21 protein-coding genes are annotated in these 24,878 nt (G+C 73.3%); 9 read left to right on the top strand and 12 right to left on the bottom strand.

Annotation, left to right across the window (positions count from 1 at the left end; translation table 11 throughout):
- Window positions 1-52 precede the first annotated feature (52 nt).
- From IQ279_RS06850 to IQ279_RS06830, 5 genes are all read right to left on the bottom strand, one after another.
- Entirely contained in the window at window positions 53-526 is a 474-nt protein-coding gene (locus tag IQ279_RS06850; RefSeq protein WP_206347405.1) for a MarR family winged helix-turn-helix transcriptional regulator, read from the bottom strand.
- 94 nt (window positions 527-620) lie between these two features.
- Entirely contained in the window at window positions 621-1,340 is a 720-nt protein-coding gene (locus IQ279_RS06845) for an ABC transporter permease subunit (protein WP_206347404.1), read from the bottom strand.
- A gap of 58 nt (window positions 1,341-1,398) precedes the next feature.
- Window positions 1,399-2,316 (bottom strand): ABC transporter ATP-binding protein, encoded by a 918-nt coding sequence (locus IQ279_RS06840; RefSeq protein ID WP_206347403.1) that lies wholly within the window; start codon window positions 2,314-2,316, stop codon window positions 1,399-1,401.
- Window positions 2,317-2,411: 95 nt separating this feature from the next.
- Window positions 2,412-3,353 (bottom strand): ABC transporter permease, encoded by a 942-nt coding sequence (locus IQ279_RS06835; protein WP_206347402.1) that lies wholly within the window; start codon window positions 3,351-3,353, stop codon window positions 2,412-2,414.
- The gene (locus tag IQ279_RS06830; RefSeq protein ID WP_307792251.1) at window positions 3,343-4,389 is read right to left on the bottom strand and encodes an ABC transporter ATP-binding protein; all 1,047 of its coding nucleotides are present in this window, start codon (window positions 4,387-4,389) and stop codon (window positions 3,343-3,345) included. The genes IQ279_RS06835 and IQ279_RS06830 overlap by 11 nt, the downstream gene beginning before the upstream one ends.
- Window positions 4,390-4,585: 196 nt before the next feature.
- Here IQ279_RS06830 and IQ279_RS06825 point away from each other — a divergent pair, with 196 nt between their 5' ends.
- Window positions 4,586-6,466 (top strand): SDR family oxidoreductase, encoded by a 1,881-nt coding sequence (locus tag IQ279_RS06825; protein ID WP_206347400.1) that lies wholly within the window; start codon window positions 4,586-4,588, stop codon window positions 6,464-6,466.
- A gap of 89 nt (window positions 6,467-6,555) precedes the next feature.
- On the top strand, window positions 6,556-7,104 hold the full coding sequence (locus tag IQ279_RS06820; RefSeq protein ID WP_206347399.1) for an RNA 2'-phosphotransferase: 549 nt from the start codon (window positions 6,556-6,558) through the stop codon (window positions 7,102-7,104).
- 255 nt (window positions 7,105-7,359) lie between these two features.
- Here the strand turns inward: IQ279_RS06820 and IQ279_RS06815 are convergent, their stop codons facing one another.
- A complete protein-coding gene (locus tag IQ279_RS06815) occupies window positions 7,360-7,761 on the bottom strand; it encodes a DNA-binding protein (protein ID WP_206347398.1) in 402 nt (133 codons plus the stop codon).
- On the bottom strand, window positions 7,758-8,006 hold the full coding sequence (locus IQ279_RS06810; RefSeq protein ID WP_206347397.1) for a type II toxin-antitoxin system CcdA family antitoxin: 249 nt from the start codon (window positions 8,004-8,006) through the stop codon (window positions 7,758-7,760). The genes IQ279_RS06815 and IQ279_RS06810 overlap by 4 nt, the downstream gene beginning before the upstream one ends.
- Window positions 8,007-8,085: 79 nt before the next feature.
- On the opposite strand from IQ279_RS06810, the gene IQ279_RS06805 reads away from it, so the two are divergent.
- From IQ279_RS06805 to IQ279_RS06795, 3 genes are all read left to right on the top strand, one after another.
- Complete coding sequence (locus IQ279_RS06805) at window positions 8,086-8,985, top strand: LLM class flavin-dependent oxidoreductase (protein ID WP_206347396.1); 900 nt, start codon at window positions 8,086-8,088, stop codon at window positions 8,983-8,985.
- A gap of 246 nt (window positions 8,986-9,231) precedes the next feature.
- Window positions 9,232-10,092, top strand: a complete 861-nt coding sequence (locus tag IQ279_RS06800; protein ID WP_206347395.1) for a Cof-type HAD-IIB family hydrolase — start codon at window positions 9,232-9,234, stop codon at window positions 10,090-10,092.
- 238 nt (window positions 10,093-10,330) lie between these two features.
- A complete protein-coding gene (locus IQ279_RS06795; protein WP_206347507.1) occupies window positions 10,331-11,242 on the top strand; it encodes an aldo/keto reductase in 912 nt (303 codons plus the stop codon).
- A 68-nt stretch (window positions 11,243-11,310) separates the two neighbouring features.
- Here IQ279_RS06795 and cydD read toward each other — a convergent pair whose 3' ends face one another.
- The 4 genes from cydD to hisC form a co-directional block, all read right to left on the bottom strand.
- On the bottom strand, window positions 11,311-15,174 hold the full coding sequence (cydD, locus tag IQ279_RS06790) for a thiol reductant ABC exporter subunit CydD (protein WP_206347394.1): 3,864 nt from the start codon (window positions 15,172-15,174) through the stop codon (window positions 11,311-11,313).
- Window positions 15,171-16,199 (bottom strand): cytochrome d ubiquinol oxidase subunit II, encoded by a 1,029-nt coding sequence (gene cydB, locus IQ279_RS06785; RefSeq protein WP_206347393.1) that lies wholly within the window; start codon window positions 16,197-16,199, stop codon window positions 15,171-15,173. Before cydB ends, cydD begins: the two co-directional genes overlap by 4 nt.
- Before the next feature lie 19 nt (window positions 16,200-16,218).
- On the bottom strand, window positions 16,219-17,730 hold the full coding sequence (locus IQ279_RS06780) for a cytochrome ubiquinol oxidase subunit I (RefSeq protein ID WP_206347392.1): 1,512 nt from the start codon (window positions 17,728-17,730) through the stop codon (window positions 16,219-16,221).
- 180 nt (window positions 17,731-17,910) lie between these two features.
- Window positions 17,911-18,987 (bottom strand): histidinol-phosphate transaminase, encoded by a 1,077-nt coding sequence (hisC, locus tag IQ279_RS06775; protein WP_206347391.1) that lies wholly within the window; start codon window positions 18,985-18,987, stop codon window positions 17,911-17,913.
- Between the two features lie 374 nt (window positions 18,988-19,361).
- Between hisC and IQ279_RS06770 the strand changes: the two genes are divergently transcribed.
- From IQ279_RS06770 to IQ279_RS06755, 4 genes are all read left to right on the top strand, one after another.
- On the top strand, window positions 19,362-20,480 hold the full coding sequence (locus IQ279_RS06770; protein ID WP_206347390.1) for a LacI family DNA-binding transcriptional regulator: 1,119 nt from the start codon (window positions 19,362-19,364) through the stop codon (window positions 20,478-20,480).
- 192 nt (window positions 20,481-20,672) lie between these two features.
- Entirely contained in the window at window positions 20,673-21,779 is a 1,107-nt protein-coding gene (locus IQ279_RS06765; protein WP_206347506.1) for a metallophosphoesterase, read from the top strand.
- Between the two features lie 207 nt (window positions 21,780-21,986).
- Window positions 21,987-22,901 carry a hypothetical protein gene (locus tag IQ279_RS06760; protein ID WP_307792246.1) on the top strand — a complete coding sequence of 305 codons (915 nt, stop codon included), beginning with the start codon at window positions 21,987-21,989 and terminating at the stop codon, window positions 22,899-22,901.
- 111 nt (window positions 22,902-23,012) lie between these two features.
- Window positions 23,013-23,816 carry a Mut7-C RNAse domain-containing protein gene (locus IQ279_RS06755; RefSeq protein ID WP_307792245.1) on the top strand — a complete coding sequence of 268 codons (804 nt, stop codon included), beginning with the start codon at window positions 23,013-23,015 and terminating at the stop codon, window positions 23,814-23,816.
- Between the two features lie 4 nt (window positions 23,817-23,820).
- Here the strand turns inward: IQ279_RS06755 and IQ279_RS06750 are convergent, their stop codons facing one another.
- Entirely contained in the window at window positions 23,821-24,822 is a 1,002-nt protein-coding gene (locus IQ279_RS06750; RefSeq protein WP_206347388.1) for a helix-turn-helix transcriptional regulator, read from the bottom strand.
- Between the last annotated feature and the right edge of the window lie 56 nt (window positions 24,823-24,878).

Raw genomic sequence — 24,878 nt, 5'->3', positions numbered from 1 at the left:
GTCCTGCGAACCGGCGCTTCCCGAGCGGGTGCTCCGTGAGCGGACGCCTGTATCAGTCCGCCGGCACCGGGCCCTCGCCGGTGCCCTCCAGCACCGCCCGGCAGATCTCCTGGAGCTGCCGGGTCTGCCCGGGCGTGAGGTGGTCGAACAGGGAGAGCCGGACCTGCTCCACATGACCGGGCGCGATGGCCTCCAGCTCGGCCAGCCCGTCGTCGGTCAGCGTGGCCAGGGTGGTGCGGTGGTCGGCGGGGTGCTGGCACCGGCTGACCCACCCCTTGGCCTCCAGCCGGGCGACCGCGTGGGAGAGCCTGCTGGCGGAGGAGCGGGTGGTCCGGGCGAGCCGGCTCATGGTGAGGGTGCGCTCGGGCGCCTCGGAGAGCATGGCCAGGATCTGGTAGTACGCCAGCGGCATCCCGGCGTCGCGCTGCAACTGCCGGTCCAGTTCCTCGCGTACGCGCTGGGTGGCGGCCAGGAACGCCCGCCAGGTCCGCTGCTCGTCGTCGTCCAGCCACCGTGTCGTGCCCATGTTTCCAGCGTACGAGGCCGGAGGGCGGTGCCCTCCGGCCTCGTACGTCCGATATCCGGTGTTCGGTGCCTGTTATTCGGTGACCTGCGGTCGGTCACTCCTCGCCGGCGAGGGTGAGGGTGCGCAGCTTCCGCCCGGCGTACCAGGCTCCGGCGGCGGTCACCACCGCCAGCAGCACCGCGGCGACCGGCAGTCCGACGTCGGAGGCGATGCCCGCGCCCGGCGCGGTCTTCTCGGCCAGCGCCAGTGCCCACTGCTGGACGCTGAGGGTCCGGGCGCCGGGGACGAGGCTGCCGATGAGCGCCTCCCAGATCAGCGCGTAGACCAGGCCGAGGACGACGGCCTGCCGGCTGACCGTGCCCAGCAGCAGGAACAGCGCGCTGTAGGCGACGGACGCGGCGACCGCGGCGACGGCGTAGGCGACGGCGATCTGTTGGCTGTTGCCGTTGAGGACGAATCCGGCGATCAGCATGGGGACGGCGGAGAACACCATGGTGACGCCGACGGCGACGGTCAGCTTGGTGAGGATGATCGCCGGCCGCTTCAGCGGCTTGGCCAGCAGGTAGACGATCGAGCCGTCGTCGATCTCCGGGCCGATCGCGCCGGTCCCGGCGATCACGCCGATCAGCGGGACCATGGTGGCCAGCGCGAAGCCGCCGAGCACCTGATTGGCGACGGCGTCGTCGGCGCCCACCAGCAGGCGGACCGCGACGGAGATCATGATCAGTACGGCGGGCAGGACGAACAGGATCAGCGCCCGGCGTCGGCCGAGCAGGGCCCGGTAGGTGAGCCGGGCGACCGTGGGGTCGTACATCGGTGTGTGGCTCCTTGGTTCTCAGGCGGTCTCGGGTTCCTCGGCGGCCCGGGTGTTCTCAGGCCGTGACGAGGTAGGAGAAGACGCTCTCCAGGGACTCGTCCGAGGGCGAGACCGTGAGGAGCCGGATCCCGTGCTCGCGGGCGATGCGCGGGAGCTGCTCGGTGAAGCGGGTGAAGTCGATCGCCTGGACGCGCAGGGCGCGTTCGGACCAGTCGAGTTCGATGCCCGCCGTGCTGGGGTCGGCGATCAGGGCCGCGGCCAGCGCTCGGTCGTCGCTGGAGCGCACCAGGTAGCGGTGGGGGCGGTCGGTCATCAGCCGGCGGATGCGCCGGAAGTCACCGGAGGCCGCGTGCCGCCCCGCGACGATCACCTCGATGTGGGAGGCGAGCTGCTCGACCTCCTCCAGGATGTGGGAGGAGAACAGCACCGTGCGGCCCTCGGCGCCCATCCGCCGCAGCAGCTCCATCAGCTGCATGCGCTGGCGCGGGTCCATGCCGTTGAACGGTTCGTCCAGCAGCAGCACGGACGGGTCGTGGACGAGCGCGGAGGCCATCTTCACGCGCTGCCGCATGCCCTTGCTGTAGGTGGAGACCTTCCGCTCCTGGGCGTACTCCATCTCCACGGTGGCCAGGGCCCGCCGAGCGGCCTCGCCCGCGTCGGGCAGGCCGTGCAGCTCGGCGTTGGCCAGCACGAACTCGCGGCCGGTGAGGAAGTCGTACATCGCCTCGCGCTCGGGGACGACGCCGATCTCCCGGTAGACCTGCTCGTTGCGCCAGATCGCCGCGCCGTCGAGGGTGACGGAACCGGTGGAGGGGGCCAGGAAGCCGCCCATCATGTTGATCAGGGTGGACTTGCCCGCGCCGTTGGGGCCGAGCAGCCCCGTGACGCCCGGGCCGATGTCCATGGTCACGTCGTTGACGGCGACCACGTTGCCGAACCAGCGGGACACATGGTCGATGCGGATGGTGGTCATGGGTCAGGCCGCCTTCTCGTTCCTCGTCCGATGCTTCGCCGTCCGGACCGCCGCCGTCCGGGCCGTCCGGGCCCTGCGCGCCCGTGCCCCGGTCATCACAGGCCCGCCTTGCGGTAGCGGGCCATCAGCGCCGCCCAGCAGCCGGCGATCAGGGCCAGGGTGACCAGGACATAGACGGCCCCCACGGCGGTGCCGGGCTCATGGAAGCCGGGGAAGCCGGAGGTGCCGCCGAGGAACGCCGACTGGATGCCATCGACGAGCGAGCCGGGGGAGGCCAGGCCGAGCCAGGTGACGGCGGTGGCGTTGCCGCCCTGGAACTCCGCGATCGCCTGGACGGTGTTGACCGCGAAGTAGGGAATGGTGAGCACCGCGATGACCGCGGCGACGCCGAAGCCCCGGCGCGGGGTGAGTGCCGCGACCAGCAGGCCGACACCCGCATGGAGCACGGAGAACACCGCGGTGGAGCCGAGCCCCTGGAGGAACTGCGTGCTCTGGTCGGCGAAGCCGAGCTTCGCCAGCAGCCCGCCCGCGTACAGCACCACCAGCGGCAGGGAGGTGAACAGGAACAGCGCCGCGGTCATGGCCGCGTACTTGGCGCCCACGTAGTCGGCGCGCTCGACCGGGCGGGAGAAGTACAGCGGCACGGTGCGGAACCGCAGGTCCAGGGAGACCGACTGCGGGGCCTGGGCGGCGATGTAGAGGCCGATGACCGGCTGCATCACCAGCACGTACTCGCTGTACCGCATCGGCAGCTCGTCGAGGCCGGTGGTGATGGTGATCGCGACCATCGCGCCCGCGGGCAGGACCATCACGGCCAGCAGGATGAACGGCAGAACCTTGGATTTCGCGGAGCGGCCCAGGCCGTACGCGCCACGCAGGGACTGGACCAGCAGCGACCACCGGGCGTAGGAGCGGCCCAGGCGGGGGCCGTCGTAGTGGCGGTAGCCGATGTTGTGGATGCTGGCGTCCTCGCCGCGCTGGGCGGGGACGGCGGCTCCGGGATGGGTGCCGGGGTGGTTGCCCGTGTCAGGCCGCATCGGTGCTGCCTCCCTTCTGCGTGCTCTTCTCGGCGGCCTGCTCCACGGCCTGCCCGGTGGCCTGCTCCGAGGTGCCGGCGGCGGTGCCCGCGGTGGTGCCGGGCGTCTGGAAGACCTCGGCGATGCGGTGCCTGCGCTGCTCCATGCGGACCAGTCCCAGGCCCAGCTCCGCGACCGTGTCGCGGACGGTGTCGTGGACGGCCTCGGAGCCCGCCTCGACCAGCAGTACGTGCCCGGCGCCCGGCAGGCCCTCGCCGCCCGCGCCGGGGGGCGCCACGGTGAGCCCGGCCCCGGCCAGGGCGGTGCGCAGCGCCTCGGTGCCGTCGGGGTGGGCGTCGGTGTCGGTGACCTCGACCGCCAGGGTGGTGGTCTCCTGGGTGAAGCTGGCGGTGGAGGAGGAGCGCAGCAGCTTCCCGCCGTCGATGACGACGACGTGGTCGCAGGTGCGCTCCAGCTCGCCCAGCAGATGCGAGGTGACCAGCACCGAGATGCCGAAGTCGGTGTGGACGCGGCGGATCAGGCCGAGCATGTCGTCGCGGCCGACCGGGTCGAGGCCGTTGGTGGGCTCGTCCAGCAGCACCAGCCGCGGGTCGTGGACGAGCGCCTGGGCCAGCTTGACCCGCTGCTTCATGCCCGTCGAGTAGCCGCCCATCGGGCGGTAGCGCTCCTCGTACAGGCCGACGTGGCGCAGGGTGTCGGCGGTGCGCTCGCGGGCTGCGGAGGCGGGCAGGCCGGACATCCGCGCCATGTGGACGACGAACTCGGTCGCCGACACGTCGGGCGGCAGGCAGTCGTGTTCGGGCATGTACCCGACGCGCTCGCGGATGGCGCCGCCCTCGGTGGCCACGTCCAGGCCGAGCACGGAGGCGTTGCCCTCGCTGGCCGGGGCCAGTCCCAGGAGGATCTTGATCAGGGTGGACTTGCCCGCGCCGTTGGCGCCCACCAGTCCGGTCACCCCGGGTTCGATCTGCATGGTGAGCCGGTCGAGCGCGGTCACCCGTGGGTACCGCTTGCTGAGGCTTTCGGTCGCGATCACAGTCACGCCCACGACCGTAGTACCGCGTGGCACCGGTCACCTCACCCCGGGGGCGTGATTGTTCCTCGTTCTGGAGGCGTAGATACCCCTGAGGACTCCTCCGGCGGGGTAGGTCCTGACCGGGACCGGTGTCATGCCGGGGAGACCGGCTACCCGGAGGGCGGGAGTGCCGGGCGTGGTGGGAGGAGAGGCACGTATGGAGGCGGAGGCCAGTGGTCTCGGAGGCGCGCGGGAGCGGCGCGTGCCCGGGGCGGACGGTGTGGAGCTGTGCGTCGCCGAGCTGGGCGAGGCGGCGGACGGCGACCGCCGTCCCACGGTGGTACTGCTGCACGGCTACCCGGACTCCAAGGAGGTCTGGGCGCCGGTGGCCGAACGGCTGGCGGACCGCTTCCACGTGGTGCTGTACGACGTGCGCGGCTGCGGCCGGTCCGCCGCCCCTCGGCCGCTGCGCGGCGGCTTCACGCTGGAGCGGCTGACCGGCGACTTCCTGGCGGTCGCGGACGCGGTCAGCCCGCAAGCCCCGGTGCACCTGGTCGGGCACGACTGGGGCTCGGTGCAGGGCTGGGAGTTCGCCACGGCCGAGCGCACCCGGGGCCGGATCGCGTCCTTCACCTCGATGTCCGGGCCCTCCCTGGACCACTTCGGGCACTGGTTCCGCAGGCGGCTGACCCGCCCCACCCCGCGGCGTCTGGCCCAGGCGCTGGGGCAGGGCGCCCGCTCCTGGTACGTGTACGCGATGCATGTGCCCGTCCTGCCGGAACTGGCCTGGCGGGGGCCGCTGGGCAGGGCCTGGCCGGGCATGCTGCGGCGCTCCGAGGGCATCTCGGGCGGGGGCCACCCCGCGCCCTCGCTGCCCCGCGACGCCGCGCACGGCCTGTGGCTGTACCGCGACAACGTACGGGCCCGGATGCTCCGGCCGCGCGAGGCCCCCTACGCCCATGTGCCCGTGCAGCTCGTCACCCCGACCGGGGATCCGTTCCTCTCCCCCGCACTGCGGGACGAGGCGGAGCGGTGGACTCCCCGCCTGACCTGCCGCTCCCTGCACGCCGGCCACTGGGCGCCGCGCACCCGGCCCGACCGGCTGGCCGACTGGATCGGCTCGTTCGTCGAGGAGTGCGAGGCGTACGGGGCGCACGGAGAACACGGGGCGCACGGGGCGCGCGGCGGCGGGGAGGTGGGCGCACCGGCGACGGTGCGGCGCGGCGGGCGGCGCGGGCGCCGGGGGCGCGCGCGGCAGGAGGAGTACGCGGAGCACTTCGGCGGCCTGCTGGTGCTGGTCACCGGCGCGGCCCGGGGCATCGGCCACGAGACGGCGCTGGCCTTCGCCCGGGCCGGCGCCCGGGTCGTCGCCGTGGACGTCCGGGGCGAGGAGGTGGCGCGTACGGCCGAGCTGGCGCGGCTGGCAGGCGCGCAGGAGGCGTGGGCCGAGACCGTGGACGTCTCCGACGGGGCGGCGATGGAGGAGCTGGCGCGCAGGACGGCCGCCGAGCACGGCGTGGTGGACGTACTGGTCAACAACGCCGGGATCGCGGCGGCCGGGCCGTTCCTGGAGCACACCGCGGACGACTGGGAGGCGGTCCTGGGCTCCAACCTGTGGGGCACCGTCCACGGCTGCCGCCTCTTCGGACGGCAGATGTCCGAGCGGGGACAGGGCGGCCACATCGTCAACGTCGTCTCCTGCGCCGCCTACGAGCCCACCCGGGCCCTGCCCGCGTACTGCACCTCCAAGGCGGCGGCGCTGATGCTCAGCCAGGTACTGCGCGCGGACCTGGCCGGTGAGGGCATCGGGGTCTCGGCCGTCTGCCCCGGCATCATCAGCACCTCGATCATCGAGGACACGCGTTTCCGCGGCACCGACGAGCGGGACGCCGGCCTCCGCCGCAAGAGGGCCCTCCAGGTCTACCGGATCCGCAGGTTCGCCCCGGAGAGGGCCGCCGACACGGTGCTGCGCTCGGTGATCCGGAACAAGGCGGTGGTCCCGGTGGGGCTGGAGGCGTGGGGCGGTGTGGTGCTGGCCCGGCTGGCGCCGAGCGCGCTGCGGGCGTTCGCCCGGATCAACGTGCGGGCGCGGGCGTGAGGGCGAAGCCCGCGGATCCGGCGGGTGTGAGGACCGCGGACGCGAGAACGAGGTGCGCCGCGACGGCTCCCGGGACACCCTGGCCGGTTATGGACGACAGGCGCCGCAGGCGGATCTCGAAGTACGTCGCACGGCATCTGCGGCACGCTCCCGAGCGGATCGGGCTCACCCTGGACGCCCACGGCTGGGTGGGTGTCGGGGAACTGCTGGAAGCCGCGGCACGCCACGGCTTCCGGCTCACCCGCGAGGAGCTGGAGGAGGTCGTCGCCACCAACGACAAGCGGCGCTTCACGCTCGATCCCGGACGGGACCGCATCCGGGCCGCCCAGGGACACACCGTCGGCGTGGATCTGGGCCTGCCTCCCGCCGAGCCGCCCCCGTACCTCTTCCACGGGACGGTCGGGCGGTACGTGGCCGACATCCGGCGGGACGGCCTGCGGGCGATGGCACGTCACGACGTCCACCTCTCGCCCGACCGCGAGACGGCCGCCGCCGTGGGGGCGCGGCGCGGGAGGCCGGTGGTGCTGGTGGTGGACGCCGGGGCGATGCACCGGGACGGGCACGCGTTCCGGGTCAGCGACAACGGGGTGTGGCTGGTGCCGCGCGTACCGCCGGAGTACCTGCGCCTGCCCGGCTGACGGCCGCCGCTGCCGCCGCGGGCCGACGGCGCGCCGAGGAGCTCGGCTTCCACACCGCGCACCCCTACGACCACCTGTCCCGGCGCGTCCCGTTCCGCGACGGACCCTGGTTCGGCGCGCTGCCGACGCCGGCGGCCGCCGCGGGCACCACGGAGCGGATACGCCCGGGCACTCCGGTGACCTCGGTCAAGCCTCGATCACCCATCGCGGTCTGACCTGCGCAGATCCCTTCGACCGGTGAGCGCAGCCGTCCGTTCAGACGCCGATGGGCCGGACGCGATCGCCGCACAGCCGGGCCATGTCATCGACATCGGACGTCAGTACGGCCACCGGGCCCGGCTGACGCAGTGCCACCTCGGCGACGGTCGCGTCGATCGCGTACTTGTGGCCGTGCAGGCCCGCGGTCTTGAGCAGTTGCGCGGACGCCTTCGCCGCCGCCTCGGTCACCGGCTCGACCTTGACGCGGGAGAGCGCCCACCGCAGTCGAGGCATGTTCACCCGCGCGTGGCTGACCTCCACGATGGTGTTGGCGCCGATGACGAGGTCGGCCCCCATGGTGTGGAACACCTGGAACATGCCGAGGATCTTGCGATCCTCGGCGATCCAGGCGGAGAGCCCCTGTGAGTCCAGGACGACGGTCTCGACGTGCTCGATCACGCCGCGTCCACCGACCCGCCGGCGTCGGCCGTGCCGAAGATCCTGGAGCGGGCCTCGGCCAGCTCCTCGTCGGTGAACTCCCCGTGTTCTTCCTGGTGACGCCGCAGGTCGGCGCCGAGCAACTGATGCCGCAGCTGACGTGCCACCGCCTCGGCGACATATCCCGAGACGTTGTCGGTGAGCTTCCTGAGCTCGGCGACCTGGTCGGTCGGCAGTGTCACCGTGATGCGTGTCGTGTCCGCCATACTTCGAGCATACTACGGTATGCGCGCCTGCGGTCATCCGTCGGCGCTGCCCGCGACCACCGGGGCTTAGGGTCGTGGCATGCGTCTGAGCACCGTGATCCTTCCCGTCGACCGCTGGCACGAGGGAGGCCGCGCCAAGTGGCGGCGCGCCGAGGAGTTCGGCTTCCACACCGCGTACACCTACGACCACCTGTCCTGGCGCGTCCCCTTCCGCGACGGCCCCTGGTTCGGCGCGCTGCCGACGCTGACGGCCGCCGCGGGCGCCACGGAACGGATACGCCTGGGCACCCTGGTGACCTCGCCCAACTTCCGGCATCCGGTGACGCTCGCCAAGGAGCTGATCTCGCTGGACGACATCTCGGGAGGCCGGATCACCCTGGGCGTCGGCGCGGGCGGCAGCGGCTTCGACGCGACCGCGCTCGGGCAGGAACCGTGGACGCCGCGCGAGCGGGCCGACCGGTTCGCCGAGTTCGTGCCGCTGCTGGACCGGCTGCTCACCGAGGACTCGGTCTCGCGGCGGGGCGCCTTCTACTCGGCGAGGGAGGTGCGGAACATCCCCGGCTGCGTGCAGCGGCCCCGGCTGCCGTTCGCGGTGGCGGCCACCGGGCCGCGCGGGATGAGGCTGGCCGCCCGGTACGGGCAGGCGTGGGTGACCACCGGCGACCCGAAGCTCTTCGACACCGGGACACCTCAGCAGTCTCAGGCCGCGCTGCGCGGGCAGATCGAGCGGCTCGGCGAGGCGTGCGCCGAGGCCGGCCGGGACACGGCCGACCTCGGCAAGGTCCTGCTGCACGGCTTCACCCCGGAGGGGAACGCCCCGCTGGAGTCGGTGGAGGCCTTCGTGGACTTCGCCGGCCGCCACCGCGAACTGGGCTTCACCGAGATCGCGGTCCACTGGCCCATCCCCGGTACGGGCTTCGCCGCCGACCGGGCCGTCTTCGAGCGCATCGCCACGGAGGCGATCGGCCGGCTCGGCTGAGCGGAGCCGGGTTCCCGGCGCCCCGTCCGGCGCGCCCCGTCCGGACAGGCGGGCCGGAGGAGCGGAGAAGGCGCGTGCGTTTCACGCCATGCCCGGCGCGGCTTCCGGGAAGCCGTAGCGTTTTCCCTACATGGATGGGCGTGTGTACCCGAGACCGACTGTCCGTGTCCATCCGGTTTCACTTGCGTTCGTCCCATGGCTCATTCGGGCACCTCTGTGCACGCCTGTGCGGGCATATGCGGGACCATGGGGAGCGTGACCCACGCTCCCGCGCCCCCTATGACACGCCCGCGCCTCATCGCCACCGATCTGGACGGCACACTGCTGCGCGACGACAAGTCCGTCTCCGACCGCACGGTCGCGGCGCTGGCCGCCGCCGAGGAGGCCGGAATCGATGTCTTCTTCGTCACCGGGCGGCCGGCCCGCTGGATGGGCGTGGTCAGCGACCATGTGCACGGGCACGGCCTGGCGATCTGCGCCAACGGCGCGGCCGTCGTCGACCTGCACCGGGGGCGTCAGATCGTGCAGGTCAGAGAGCTTCCGCGCGACACCGCGCTGACCGTGGTCGAGGAACTGCGCACCGCCGCCCCCGACGTGAGCTTCGCCGTCGAGCGGACCGGCGGCATCCACTACGAGCCGCAGTACCCGCAGTTCCACCTCGACCCCGGCGCGCTGATCGCACCGGCCGAGAAGCTGCTGACGGACGAGGCCGAGTACGCCGACGAGCCGGTGCTCAAGCTGCTCGCCCACCACACCTCACTGGTTCCGGACGAGTTCCTGGGCATGGCCCGCACCGTCGCGGGCCACCACGCGGAGTTCACCCGCTCCAGCCCGAGCGCGCTGCTGGAGGTCAGCGGCCCCGGCGTCAGCAAGGCCAGCACCCTGGCACGGTGCTGCGCGCAGCGCGGCGTGGCGGCCGATGAGGTCGTCGCCTTCGGCGACATGCCCAACGACCTGGAGATGCTCTCCTGGGCCGGCACCTCCTACGCCATGGCCAACGCCCATCCGGCGGTGCTGGCCGCGACCACGCACCGCACCCTCGCCAACGAGGAGGACGGCGTGGCCGCCGTCATCGAGCGGTTGCTGGAACTGCCGCCGGCCGGCTGACGGAGGCGGACGCCGGTGCGGGTGCGGGAACGTTTCGGCCGTGGGCGCTCAGGCCGTGGGCGCTCAGGCCACGGGCGCTCAAGCCACGGGCGGTCCGGGCCGGCCGCGCGGTGGCACTTGCCCTGGAGTGCTCTCCAAACGCCAGCATGGGGCCTCCGAGCGCGGCGGTGACGCCGCACCAACGAGAGGACCGCCGGTGAACACACCGCACCACGCACCGTATTTCGCCCTGGGCGCCATGGACTTCGGCACCCGGCTGGACCGGGGCACGTCGATGGCGCTGCTCGACCGCTTCACCGAGCGGGGAGGTCGCTGGATCGACACCGCCAACTGCTACAGCTTCTGGATCGACCCCTCCGGCGTCGGCGGTCAGAGCGAGACCGTCATCGGCGAGTGGCTGGCCGCCCGGCCCGGCGTCCGTGACCGGGTGCTGATCAGCACCAAGGTCCGCCAGCAGCCGACCGTGCCCGGGAAATGGCCGGAGTCCGCCGAGGGACTGTCGGCGCCCGTCGTGCGCCGGGCGGTGCGCGAGAGCCTGCGGCGGCTGCGCACGGAGTGGGTCGACCTGTACTGGGCGCACGCGGAGGACCGCGAGGTGCCCCTGGAGGAGACCGTCGGCGCCTTCGGCGAGGTGGTCTCGGACGGACTCGCCCGCCGGCTCGGCGCCTCCAACCACGCCGCCTGGCGCGTGGAGCGCGGACGCGCGCTCGCCCGTGAGGCGGGGGTGGCGGGCTGGACCGCGATGCAGCTGCGGCACTCCTACGTCCAGCCGCGGCCGGGGGTCGTCCTGCCGGAGGGCGGGCACCGGCTCGCGACCGACGAGTCGCTCGACTACACGCGCAGCGAGCCCGGCATGGACCTGTGGGCCTACTCCTCACTGCTGTGGGGCTCCTACACCCGCTCCGACCGCCCGCTGCCCGAGCACTACGACCACCCCGGCACGGCGCGGCGCCTGGCCGTGCTCGGAGAGGTGGCCGCCGAGACCGGGGCCACCGCGAACCAGGTGGTACTGGCGTGGCTGACCGGTGGGGACCCGGCCGTCGTGCCGATCGTCGGAGTGAGCCGGACCGAGCAGCTCGACGAGGCGTTCGACGCGATGGAGCTGCGGCTGGACGAAGGGCAGCGGAAGCGGCTGGACGAGGCGGCCTGAGGGGTCGGTGGGGGAGTCGGCCGGGAGGCCGGCGGGGGACGGGAGGCGACGGGGAGCCGGTGCCCCCGTCAGGCCCGGGCCGCGGCCGGCTCCCCGGTGGCCCGCTCCCGCTCCAGCATCCGCCGGAAGGGGCCGTCCGCCCGGGCCAGCTCCGCGTACGGACCGTGCTGGACGACGCGCCCGCCGTCGAGGACGACCACCTCGTCCACCGCTTCCAGGCCGGCCAGCCGGTGAGTGATCAGCACGGTGGTGCGGCCCTCGGTGGCGGCCAGCAGATCGGCGGTCAGGGCGTCGGCGGTGGCCAGGTCCAGGTGCTCGGCGGGCTCGTCCAGGACGAGAACGGGGAAGTCGGCGAGCAGCGCGCGGGCCAGGGCCAGGCGCTGGCGCTGGCCGCCGGAGAGCCGGGCGCCGAACTCGCCGACGAGGGTGTCCAGGCCGTACGGCAGCTCGCCCACCCAGTCGTCCAGGCGGGCGGCCGCCAGGGCGGCGTGGAGGTCCTCGTCGGTGGCCGGCGGCCTGGCCAGGCGGAGGTTCTCGCGCAGGGAGCTGTCGAAGATGTGCGCGTCCTGGGCGCACAGGCCGACGAGGCGGCGTACCGCGTCGGGGGCGAGGGTGAGGGCGTCGGTGGGGGTGGTGCCGATGGTGGGGGCTGGGGTGAGGGCGTCGGTGGGGGTGGCGGGGGCGTTCGCGCCGAGGGTGTAGCTGCCGGAGACGGGATCGAGGAAGCGGAGCAGGACGTGGGCCAGGGTGGTCTTGCCCGAGCCCGACGGGCCGACGACCGCGACGCGCCGGCCGGGGGTCAGGGTGAGGTCCACCTCCCGCAGGGCCGGGCTCTCCTGGCCCGGGTGGCGGGCGGTGAGGGCGGTGAGGGTGAGGGGGAACGGGTCCTCGGGCGCCGGGGCGGGGTCCTCGGGCTCGCGTACGGGGGCGGGGGCGTCGATCACCTCGTGGACGCGTTCGGCCGAGCGGCGGGTGCGCTGCCGGTGCTGGACGGCGAGCGACATCCCGGACACCGCCTCGAAGGCGGCGAGCGGGGTGAGCACGACCACCGCCATGAGGAGGCCGTCCAGCCGTCCGCCGTGGACGGCCGCGGCGCCGAGCCAGGCGGCGGCGGTGACGGTGAGTCCGGCGGCGAGCGCGGACAGCCCGCCGCCGAGCGCCGTGACGGCGGAGCTGCGGGCGGCCAGGCGGGTCAACGCGGCGTCGGCGTCGCGTACGGCCTCGGTGCGGCGGGGCAGCGCCCCGGCGACGGTCAGCTCGGCGGTGCCGGTGAGCAGGTCGACGGTGCGGGTGGTCAGCTCGCCGCGGGCGGGCGCGAGGCGGCGCTCGGTGCGGCGGGAGACCGCGGCGGCGAGCGCGGGGACGGCGACGCCGGCGGCCAGGAGGCCCGCGGCGAGGGCCGCTCCCGCCTCGGGCAGGAGCCACCCGGTGAAGACGGTGGCCGCCAGGGAGACGGTGGCGGCGACGGCGGCCGGGAGCAGCCAGCGCAGGAAGTAGTCCTGGAGGGCGTCGACGTCGGCGACGAGCCGGGAGAGCAGGTCGCCGCGCCGGGTGTGGCGCAGCCCGGCGGGAGCGAGGCGCTCCAGCCGGCGGTAGACGGTGACGCGCAGATCGGCCAGGACGCGGAAGACGGCGTCGTGGGAGACCAGGCGCTCGGCGTAGCGGAAGACGGCGCGGCCGATGCCGAAGGCGCGGGTCGCGGTGACGGCGACCATCAGGTACAGCACGGGGGGCTGCTGGGAGGCGCGGGAGATCAGCCAGCCGGAGGAGGCCATGAGGCCGACGGCGCTGAGGAGGGCGAGGGAGCCGAGGAGCAGGGCGAGGGCGAAGCGGGCGCGAAGGGGGTGCGCGATGCGGCGTACGCGGGTGAGGGGGTGGGGGGCGTTTCCGGGGGCGCCGGGTGCGGGTGCGGGTGCGCCGGGTGCGGGTGCGGGTGCGCCGGTGGGGGCGGGGGCGGTGCGTGCGGGGGCGGTGCGTGCGGGGGCGGTGCGTGCGGGGGCGGTGCGTGCGGGGGCGGTGCGTGCGGGGGTCGGGGCCGGTCCGGGACGACCATTCCGGACGGCATGATTTACGGCCGTTGCCGTGCACCGTGTTGCGAGCTCCGACTGGCCGCAAATCACGCTTGAGTGTCCGGAACGGCCGTCCCTGCCCGTCCCCTCCGGCACGCCGCCGGGTGCGGGAGCGGGGTGGTTCGTCCCGGAGGTGGGGGGCTCCGTCTCCTCCGGTGCGCCGCCGGGGGTGGGGTGGTCCGCCTCGGGGGTGGGGGGTGCGGGCTCGAACGCGCCGCTCGCGCCGGGGGGCGCCGCCGTCGCGCCGGTGGGTGTGAGGCGGATGACGCGGTCGGCGAGGGGGAGGAGTGCGGGGCGGTGGGCGATGAGGATGGCCGTGCGGTCGCGGGTGAGGCGGGCGATCGCGTCGACGACCCGGGCTTCGGTGGCGATGTCGAGGGCTGCGGTGGGTTCGTCGAGGAGGACGACCGGGCGGTCGGCGAGGAAGGCGCGGGCCAGGGCGACGCGGCGGCGCTGGCCGGCGGAGAGGCCGGTGCCGGCCTCTCCGAGGAGGGCGTGCGGGGAGAGGTCAGGGGCTCCGGCGTCCCGGAGGGCGCGCAGGACTTCGGCGTCGGTGGCGTCGGGGCGGGCCAGGCGGACGTTGTCGGCGATCGTCCCGGCGAAGAGGTGGGGGTGCTGGGGGACCCAGGCGATCTGGGAGTGCCAGGTGGCCGGGGAGAGGGTGGACAGGTCCCGGCCGGCGATCAGGACGCGGCCGGCGGTGGGGGTGGTGAGGCCGAGGAGGGCGCTGAGCAGCGTGGTCTTGCCGGCGCCGGAGGGGCCGGTGACGGCGACGTTCTCGCCGGGGGCCACGGTGAGGGTGGTGGGGGGCAGCGAGTCGGTGGTGCGGCCCTCGTGGCGGACGGTGAGGCCGTCCAGGGCGATGGTGGCGGTGCGCGCGTCGGGGGCGGGGGCGGTGCCGGGGGCGGGGGCGTCGGTTTCGAGGGTGGAGAAGACGTCCTCCGCCGCGGCGAGGCCCTCGGCGGCGGCGTGGTAGTGGACGCCGACCTGGCGCAGGGGGAGGTACGCCTCGGGGGCGAGGATCAGCACGACCAGGCCGGTGTAGAGGTCGAGTTCGCCGTGGACCAGGCGCATGCCGATGCCGACGGCGACGAGGGCGACGGAGATCGTCGAGAGCAGTTCGAGGGCGAAGGAGGAGAGGAACGCGATCCGCAGGGTGCGCAGGGTGGCGCGGCGGTAGTCGGCGGTGATGGCGCGGATGTTCTCGGCCTGGGCCTTGGCCCGGCCGAAGACCTTGAGGGTGGGCAGGCCCGCGACGACGTCGAGGAAGTGGCCGGACAGGCGGGACAGCAGGCGCCACTGGCGGTCCGTGCGGGCTTGGGTCGCCCAGCCGATCAGGATCATGAAGACCGGGATCAGGGGGAGGGTGACGGCGATGGTCGCCGCCGAGATCCAGTCGTCGGTGAGGATGCGCGCGATCAGGGCGGCGGGGACGACGACGGCCAGCGCGAGCTGGGGGAGGTAGCGGGCGAAGTAGTCGTCGAGGGCGTCGATGCCGCGGGTGGCGAGGTTGGCCAGTTCGCCGGTGGGCCTGTCCGGGCGGGCGGTGGTGTGGGCGGTGGTGTGGGCGAGCAGGCGCAGGCGCAGTTCGGACTTGACGGCCGCGGAGGAGCGGTGGGCGGCCAGTTCGGTGAGCCAGGAGACCAGGGCGCGGCCGAGGGAGACGGCGGCGAGGAGGACGAGGGGGGTGGTGAGTCCGGTGGGGGGTGTGTGGTGCTGGAAGGCCCGTACGACGATCTCGGCGATGAGCATGGCCTGGGCGATGACCAGGCCCGCTCCGGCCAGACCCAGCACCACGGTGGCCGCGAGGAAGACGCGGGTGGTGCGGGCGTACCGGAGCAGGCGGGGGTCGACGGGCTTCATGTGCGGGTGGTTTCCGGTTCCGGGTGCTGGGTGTCGGAGATGTGCTGGGTGCCGATGCGCTTGCGGAACACCCAGTACGTCCAGCCCTGGTAGAGGAGCACGAGCGGAGTGGCCAGGGCGGCCAGCCAGGTCATGATCGTCAGGGTGTAGGGGGAGGACGCGGAGTTGGTGACCGTCAGGCTCCAGGCGGGGTCGAGCGTGGAGGGCATGACGTTCGGGTAGAGCGCGAGGAAGAGCATGGCGACGGCCGCGACGACGGTGACGCCTGAGAGGGTGAAGGACCAGCCCTCACGTCCGGCGGCGATCGCGCGGACGGCCGCGAGCAGGGCGAGGGCTGCGACGGCCAGGGCGATCAGGGTGGCGGTGTCGCCGCGGTCGAGCTGGGTCCGGCCGAGGAAGGCGACGGCGAGGGCCGCGGTGAGCAGGCCCAGGCGTACGGCGAGGGCGCGGGCCCGGACGCGGATGTCACCGACGGTCTTCAGGGCGGTGAAGACTGCGCCGTGGAAGGTGAACAGGGCGAGGGTCGTCGCGCCGCCGAGCAGGGCGTAGGGGTTCAGCAGGTCCAGCAGGCCGCCGGTGTACTCCTTGTTCGCGTCGATGGCGACGCCGCGGACGATGTTGGCGAAGGCCACGCCCCACAGGAAGGCGGGGATCAGGGAGGTCCAGAAGATGGCGCGCTCCCAGTTGGTCTGCCACTTCTCCTCCGGGCGCTTGGCGCGGTACTCGAAGGCCACGCCGCGGATGATCAGGCAGACGAGGATGATCAGGAGGGGCAGGTAGAAGCCGGAGAAGAGGGTGGCGTACCAGTCGGGGAAGGCGGCGAAGGTGGCGCCGCCGGCCGTCAGCAGCCAGACCTCGTTGCCGTCCCAGACCGGTCCGATGGTGTTGATCAGTACGCGGCGCTCGCGGCGGTCGCGGGCCAGCGGCCGGGTGAGGACGCCGACTCCGAAGTCGAAGCCCTCCAGGAAGAAGTAGCCGGTCCACAGGACGGCGATCAGGACGAACCAGACGTCGTGGAGTTCCATCGGGAAACCTCGGTCGGACCTAGTAGGAGAAGGCCATGGGGCGGTCGGCGTCGTCCTTGTCGTGGCCGCCGATCCGGGTGGGCGGGTCGAGGTCGGCCTCGGTGAGTTCGGGCGGTCCGGCCTTCACGTACTTGGCCAGGAGCTTCACCTCGATCACGGCGAGGACTGCGTACAGGAGGGTGAAGACGGTCATCGAGATCAGCACCTCGATCTGGGAGACGCCGGGTGAGACGGCGTCGGAGGTGCGCAGCAGGCCGTAGACGACCCAGGGCTGGCGGCCCATCTCGGTGAAGATCCAGCCCCAGGCGTTGGCGATGAGCGGGAAGCCGAGGGTGAGGAAGGCCAGCTGCCAGTAGCGGCGGCCGATGGCGGGGCCCAGCAGCCGGTTGGGGGTGAGGGCGAGGTTGGGGACCTCGTCCTCGGTGGTGCGGTGGTGTTCGGCCAGGAGGAAGCGGCGGCGGGTGAGCCACAGGCCGAGGGTGCCCAGGGCGGTGGAGGCCATGCCGAAGCCGATCATCCAGCGGAAGCCCCAGTAGGCGACTGGGATGTTGGGCTTGTAGTCGCCGGGGCCGTACCGCTCCTGGAGGGCCTCGTTGGTGTCGTTGATGCCGGGGACGGGGGTGTCGAAGTCGCTGTGGGCGAGGAAGGAGAGCAGGCCGGGGATCTCGACGGCGACCTTGTTGTGGCCCTCGTCGACGTCGCCGTAGGCGAAGACGGAGAAGGGGGCGGGCCCCTCGGTCTCCCACAGGGCCTCGGCCGCGGCCATCTTCATCGGCTGCTGCTCGTACATGATCTTGCCGAGGTGGTCGCCGCTGACGGCGGTGAGCGCGCCGGCGGCGACGAGGGTGACCAGGCCGAGGCGCAGCGATGTGCGCATCACGGGGATGTGGCGGCGGCGCATCAGGTGGTACGCGGCGATGCCGGCCATGAAGGCGCCGCCGGTGAGGAAGGCGGCGGTCATGGTGTGGAAGAACTGCGCCACGGCTGTGTTCTGGGTGAGCACCGCGAGGAAGTCGGTGAGTTCGGCGCGGCCGGACTCGGGGTCGATCCGGTAGCCGACCGGGTGCTGCATCCAGGAGTTCGCGGCCAGGATGAAGTACGCGGACAGGACCGTGCCGATGGAGACCATCCAGATGGTGGCCAGGTGGATCTTCTTCGGCAGCTTGTCCCAGCCGAAGATCCACAGGCCGATGAAGGTGGACTCGAAGAAGAACGCGATCAGTGCCTCGAAGGCGAGGGGGGCGCCGAAGACGTCGCCGACGAAGCGGGAGTAGTCGGACCAGTTCATGCCGAACTGGAACTCCTGCACGATGCCGGTGACGACGCCCATCGCGATGTTGATCAGGAAGAGTTTGCCCCAGAACTTCGTCGCCCGCAGATAGACCTCGCGGCCGGTGCGCACCCAGGCGGTCTGGAGGCCGGCGGTGAGGGCGGCGAGCGAGATGGTCAGGGGGACGAAGAGGAAGTGGTAGACGGTGGTGATCCCGAACTGCCACCGGGCCAGGGTCTCCGGGGCCAGAGCTAGGTCCACAGCACTCTCCCAAAGTGGACATGGTGTGACGTAGCACACGCGCTCGTGAATGAGTTCACATTCACAAGAAGTATGACCCACTTATGTTCGTTCCCTCCCACCGGGGGGTGGGAGGGAACGAAAGTCCTGCTCGGAGGGCCGTTGGTCCCCGGGCGGGCCGGGGGCGGTGGCTAGAGGTGGCTAGAGGTCCCTGCGGAAGTCCTGTGCGGCCTTGAGGAAGAGGTCGTTGGCCTCCGTCTCGCCGATCGTGACGCGGACCCCCTCACCCGCGAACGGCCGCACCATCACGCCCGCCGCCTCGCAGGCCCCGGCGAAGTCGCCCGTGCGCTCCCCCAGCCGCAGCCAGACGAAGTTCGCCTGGGTCTCGGGGACCGTCCAGCCCTGCGCGGTCAGCTCGCGCACCACCCGCGTCCGCTCGGCGACCAGGGCGTCCACACGCTCCAGCAGCGCGGCCTCGCTGCGCAGCGAGGTGACCGCCGCGTCCTGCGCGATCTGGCTCACGCCGAACGGCACCGCGGTCTTGCGCAGCGCCGCCGCCACCGGCTCGTGGGCGACGGCGAAGCCGACCCGCAGCCCGGCCAGGCCGTACGCCTTGGAGAAGGTGCGCAGCACGCAGACGTTCGGGCGGTCGCGGTACAGCTCGATGCCGTCCGGGATCTCCTCGTCGCGGACGAACTCGCGGTAGGCCTCGTCCAGCACCACCAGCACGTCGCGGGGGACGCGGTCCAGGAAGCGCTCCAGCTCCGCGCGGCGGACGGCGGTACCGGTGGGGTTGTTGGGGTTGCAGACGAAGACCAGGCGCGTGCGCTCGGTGACGGCGTCGGCCATCGCGTCCAGGTCGTGCCTCTCGTCGGCGTCCAGCGGCACCCGGACGGAGGCCGCGCCGGAGATCTGGGTGATGATCGGGTAGGCCTCGAAGGAGCGCCAGGCGTAGATCACCTCGTCGCCGGGGCCGGCGGTGGCCTGGAGGAGCTGCTGTGCGACGCCGACGGATCCGGTCCCGGTCGCGATGTGGCTCATCGGCACCCCGAAGCGGTGCGCCAGCTCCGATGTCAGCAGGCCGCAGGCCATGTCCGGGTAGCGGTGGAAGGAGCCGGCGGCGGCGGTGGCGGCCTCCAGGACGCCGGGCAGCGGCGGGTAGGGGTTCTCGTTGGAGGACAGCTTGTACGCCGTGGGGCCATCGGCGGCCGGGCGGCCGGGCTTGTAGGTGGGGATACCCTCCAGCACCGCGCGCAGTTTCGGGGCCATCTCCGTCATGCCAGGTCCTCCTCGACCCTTCGGGGCCAGTCGTGGGGCGGCCGTGCCGCCGCCCGTACCACCAATGCTGCACACCTTAGAAGGATTCGCCGGAACGGCGTAGGGGCCGGAAGAAGGGGGCGCATTCGCAGAAGCGTGCGCCGGTGGCGCGCTCCGTAGCGCGCATCGCCCGTGAAGGTGAGTTGAGACAGCTTTGAGACATCCCCACTTCTGCTGCGGCAAGCGGTGAAGCATCAGCAGAAACGATGAGGCAGAAGCTCAACTCCCGCCTTTTCCATGGTCGTTACCACAGAGCGGCTTGCAGAATCGTCTCTTCCGACGTTGTTCTGTACACCCCAGCAAACGGCGCTGCGCGGCCCTAGTATCAGCACGCCATGACAGCAGCAGGGAAGCACCAGGTGAGCCGGGCTCACGGCCGTCGGCTGGGGCGCGCGGGCATCCGGGACGTGGCCGCGGCGGCCGGCGTCTCGATCACGACCGTCTCCGACGCACTCAACGGCAAGGGCCGCCTGCCCGACGCCACCCGGCGCCATGTCCGCGAAGTCGCCGACCGGCTCGGCTACCGCCCCTCCGCGGCGGCCCGCACGCTCCGCACCGGAAAGTCCGGGCTGATCGGGCTGACGGTCACGACCTACGGCGAGGAGCCCTTCACCTTCACCGAGTTCGCCTACTTCGCCGAGATGGCACGCGCCGCCTCCTCCGCCGCACTGGCCCGCGGCTACGCCCTGGTGATCCTCCCGGGCAGCACCCGGCAGAGCCCCTACGACGTCTGGTCCAACGTCGCCCTCGACGGCACCGTCGTCATCGACCCCTCCGACCGCGACCCCGTCGTCGCCGAGCTGGTCCGCCAGGGCGTCCCCGTGGTCTCCGACGGCCGACCCTGCGGCGACCTGCCCGTCACCGCCTGGGTCGACAACGACCACGAGGCCGCCGTCACCGGCCTGCTCGACCACCTCGCCGCCGCCGGCGCCCGCCGTATCGGCCTGCTCACCGGCACCAGCACCGACACCTACACCCGGCTGTCCACCGAGGCCTACCTGCGCTGGTGCGAACGCGCCGGGCAGGACCCGGTGTACGAGGCCTACCCCGCCCACGACCCCTGCGCCGGCGCCGTCGCCGCCGACAGGCTGCTGGCCCGGCCCGACCGTCCCGACGCCGTGTACGGGCTCTTCGACCCCAACGGCACCGACCTGCTCGCCGCCGCCCGCCGCTACGGGCTGCGCGTCCCCGACGACCTGCTGCTGGTGTGCTGCAGCGAGTCCGCCGTCTACGCCGGCACCGAGCCGCCCATCACCACCCTGTCGCTGAAACCCGGGCGCATCGGCACCACCGTCGTCCAGCTCCTGATCGACGCCATCGAGGGCACCGGCGGCGGCGACCCCGTCCAGCGGATCATGCCCACCGACCTGATCGTCCGCACGTCCTCGCAGCGCCGGCGCCGGCGGACGACGGTGAGCGCCCCCCGCTCCCCCGAACAGCGCGGGCAGGCGTAGGGGCCCGCTCATTCCGGGGCGAACCGGCCGCTGACCGGCTCCTGCCCGGACCCGGTCCGAATTGCCGTCCCCCGGGTGCGTCACAAGGCGCGACCTGCGTTCCTATGATGGGCCCACGACACCGGGACCGGCTCTCGACACGGGGCGACCCTCGGGAGGCGGAGAGAGGTCCGGCAGGTGCAGGCGCGCGCGATGGTGGAGGGGCCGATGACTCAGGGGGCCGGTCGGGGATCCGACGTGTGGCACGGCGGCGCGGGCGCGACGGGTTCGGGCCCGGTGAATTCGGGCTTCACGGGGCCGGGTGCCGTGGGTTCAGGCGTCATGGGTCCGGGTGCGGCGGGTCCGGGTGCGGCGGGCGCCGCCGAGCCGCACCCGGAGGGGTACACCCCCACCCGGCGCGACCTGCCCGTCATCGGAGCGGCCCCCGCCGTCCCCACCCCCACGCTGGTCGACACGCCCTCCCCCGCCGCCGGCGGCGGCGAGCAGGGCCCGCTGTACGTCGTCGGCGACGTCCACGGCTATCTGGACGAGCTGCGTGCGGCCCTGCTGAACCAGGGGATCGTCGACACCGAGGACCACTGGACCGCGGGCAACACCCGGCTTTGGTTCCTGGGCGACTTCACCGACCGCGGCCCGGACGGCATCGGCGTCATCGACCTGGTGATGCAGCTCTCCGCCGAGGCCGCCGCCGCCGGCGGCTACTGCAAGGCGCTGATGGGCAACCACGAGCTGCTGCTGATCGGCGCCAAGCGCTTCGGCGACACCCCCGTCGGCTCCGGTGCGGGCACCGCCTCCTTCCAGGCGGCCTGGCTGCTCAACGGCGGGCAGCGCTCCGACATGGAGCGGCTCCAGGAGCACCACGTCCAGTGGATGTCCCGGCTGGACGCCATGGCCCTGGCCGACGACCACCTGCTGGTGCACTCCGACACCACCGCCTACCTGGAGTACGGCGACACCATCGCCGGCGTCAACGACGCGATCACCGAGGCCCTCACCCACCACGACGCCGACGAGACCTGGGACCTGTTCCGCAAGTTCACCAAGCGCTTCGCCTTCCGTGACGACGCCGGTGCCATGGCGGCCCGCGAACTGCTGGACACCTACGGCGGGCGACGTGTCGTCCACGGCCACAGCCCGATCCCCTACCTGCTGGGCGAGGTCGGCTCCGAGGACGGCGAGGACGCCGCGCCCCAGGTGCACGGGCCGCACGTCTACGCCGACTCGCTCGCGATCGCCATGGACGGCGGGGTGACCATGGCCGGAAAGCTACTGGTGTCCCGGCTTCCCCTCCCGGCCTGAGCGTTGTCTCCCCCGGTGTCCGCTTGATCCTCCCCGTACGCACCCGTACACACCGCCCCGAGGGTGAACACCGCCCGGCGGTGGCGCGTGTTTTCCGGAAACACCCTGTCACTGCCGGAAGGAACCGCTCTACCATCGGGTCCCTGTCTCAAGCGAGCTCTCCTCCGTTTCCGGCCCCAGGGCCTTACGGAGCACCGGGGGATGCACATGAACACCGCTCCGCACCTGCGTCCTGAGGACCGCCCCGAGTTCGAACGCGTCCTCGACGAGGCACTGCGCGCCGCACGCGACCGCCCCGAACCGGCCGCCGGAAGGCGGCTGAACACCGAGCAGCTGCGCGCCGCCGCGATCGGCGCGGCCGCGGCGATCGCGGCCTGCGCGGCGGCGGAGTACGAGCACTTCGTGGCGCTCCGCGACGAGCTGCGCCTGCCCGGCCACGCGCCCTCCTCGCAGGGACCTGCGCGGGAGGCGGCACCGGGTACGCCCGGGGATTCCGGTTCCGGTCCGGGCGGTGCCGGGCTGCTCGCCACGCTCTCCGTCCTGGCGCCCGTACTGGCCGGGGCCGCGGCTCTGATCTTCCTCCTGACCGGCCATCTGCTGCGGGTGCTGGACCCCGAGCCGTCCATCGCCGCGCAACTGCGCGACGCGGGCTGGGCCTTCGCCGCCCTGACCGCCGCCTCGCTGCTGGCCGCGTGTGTCGGACTGCTGGTCACCGCGGTGCGCCACGGCGCCGGCGCGATCCGGGCGGGCGGCCCCAGCGGGCAGAGCGCACTCGCCGAGGAGGTGGCGCGGGCGCGCACGGCCTGGCGCACGGCGCTGCTGGAGCGCGGGGTACTGCCCTTCCTCCACGAGGCGCTGGCCGCGCCGGCGGCAGGGGCCGGGCCGGCTTCGGACACCGCGGGCACCCTGGAGACCTCCGGGGCCCCGGGGGCAGGGAAGGCATGGCGGGAAAGCCGCCACCCCAGACTGGGCTACACCCACCCGGGCTTCTCCAGCCCGGGCGGGGAGACGCCCCGCGACACGGACGCCGGGGCCCGCTTCACCGGCCCTGACTTCACCAGCCCCGATTTCGGGGGCACCGAGCACCCCCTCGACCGGTACCCGGACCGGACCCCCGACTGAAGTCACGGCCGGAAGCCGGAGCCCGGGGCAGGGCAGGAGCCCGGGGCGGGGGCGGGGGCAGGGTCCGTAAAGCGGTGGGACCGGCGGGCCCGCGCTGGCATCCTGGGGAGGGTGACGGACCGACCACAGCCCCCCGGCGGCACACCGCCGCCCCGTGAACTGCTCCTCCGCGTCTCCCCCGGACTGCGGATCTTCCTGCCCTCGCGCCACCGCGGCACCGAGCTCCTCCCCGTGCCCCACGACGGCACCTCCTCGCTCGTCCACGTCGTGCAGTCCGCCGGCATCCCGCTGACGGAAGTGGGCGCGCTCGTCCTGGAGGACTCCCCCGGAAGCGGCGAGGACGGGCGGCGGGTGGAGCCCTCGTACCGCCCCGAGGCGGGCCGGACGGTCCGGATCGAGCCCGTCGTACGCCCGCAGCGGATCCCCCACGGGCCGCCGCGCTTCCTGCTGGACGTCCACCTGGGCACGCTGGCGCGGCGGCTGCGGCTGGTGGCGGGCGCCGACACCGCGTACCACAACGACATGGACGACCCCGCCCTCGTCGAGCAGGCCAACGCCGAGCGGCGCGTCCTGCTGACCCAGGACCGCGGGCTGCTGATGCGGCGGCAGCTGTGGATGGGCGCCTACGTGCGCGGTTCGCGCCCGGACGACCAGCTCGCCGACGTCCTGGACCGGTTCGACCTGCCGCTGGCGCCGTGGACGCGGTGCACGGCGTGCAACGGGCTCCTCGCCGAGGTGCCGAAGGCCGAGGTCGAGCATCTGCTCCGCCCCGGCACCCGCCGCACCTACGACACCTTCGCCCGCTGCCGCGACTGCGGCCGCGTCTACTGGCGCGGGGCCCACGGGGACCGGCTGGAGGCGCTGGTCGCGGAGGCCGCCGGGACGGCGGGCGAGCGGGAGGCCGACGCGCCGTAGGCACTCAGTCGACCAGTCCCAGGCGCGCCGCGCGCACCCCCGCCTCGAACCGGCTTCCCGCCCCCAGCTTCTCGGTGATCCGGGTCATCATCCGCCGCAGCGTCCGTTCGGAGCAGCCGAGCCGCCGGGCGATGCTCTCGTCCTTGGTGCCGGTCGCGAGCAGGGCGAGGATCTCCCGCTCCTGCTCGGTGTACCCGTCGGCCGGGTGGGAGCCGTCGGCGGGCCGGGCCCGGCCCGCGCCCTCGGGGTAGGGAAGCGCCACGTCCCACTCGTGTTCGAAGACCTGCGCGAAACACAGCGCGATCCGCGAACTGCGCAGCAGCACGTCGCCGTCGCCGCCCAGGGGGTCGTCACCGGCGGGCATCAGCGTGACCGTGCGGTCCACGACGTGGAGGTAGAGGGGCAGGGCGGCGGCGACGCGGACCCGGGCGCCGGCCTCCCGCAGGGCGTCGAGGTAGGCGGCGGCCCCCGGCCCGCGCGTCGCGCCGACGGTGGCCAGCATCCTGATCTCGGTTCCCTGTGCCAGGATGCGGCGGTCGTGGACGAGGCTGGCCTCCAGCACCCCGGGGCCGGGGAAGGCGGTCCGCATGCACAGCACCTCCCGGCGCCCCACCGGCTCGAACTCGTCCAGCCGCCTGCGGAGCCGGTCGCGGTCCTCGACGAACTCCACCTCGACGCTCTCGTGCCCCGCTCCCCGGAACTCCGGGAGCAGGTCGAGGATGTCGTCGACGGCACGGAGGTTGCGGTCCAGGGTCTCGGCGGCCGACCGCAGCCAGGCGCGCTGCTCGCCGAACAGCTCCCGCAGGGCCCTCTCCGGTGAGCTGATCCCCTGGCACTCGGGGTCGAGGAGCCTGCGCTCGGCGAGCCAGCGCCTGACGTCCTCGGGCATCTCCTCCGGCTGCGGGACTCGTGTCGCGCGGGTGCCCCTGAGCGTTCCGACCAGTTGCGTGTAGACCTGCCTGGCCTCGGTCCCGGTCTCGGCCGCGTCGTCGCTGTCAGCGGACATGCCAAAAAAGTAGCCCGTGACCCGGCCCTTCTCCACAGTGCGTCCGGCACGGGGCC

The organism is Streptomyces verrucosisporus, from assembly GCF_017114865.1.
In the GTDB taxonomy this organism is placed as follows: Bacteria; Actinomycetota; Actinomycetes; order Streptomycetales; family Streptomycetaceae; genus Streptomyces; species Streptomyces fenghuangensis.
This window is presented reverse-complemented; position numbering and strand designations above follow the sequence as displayed.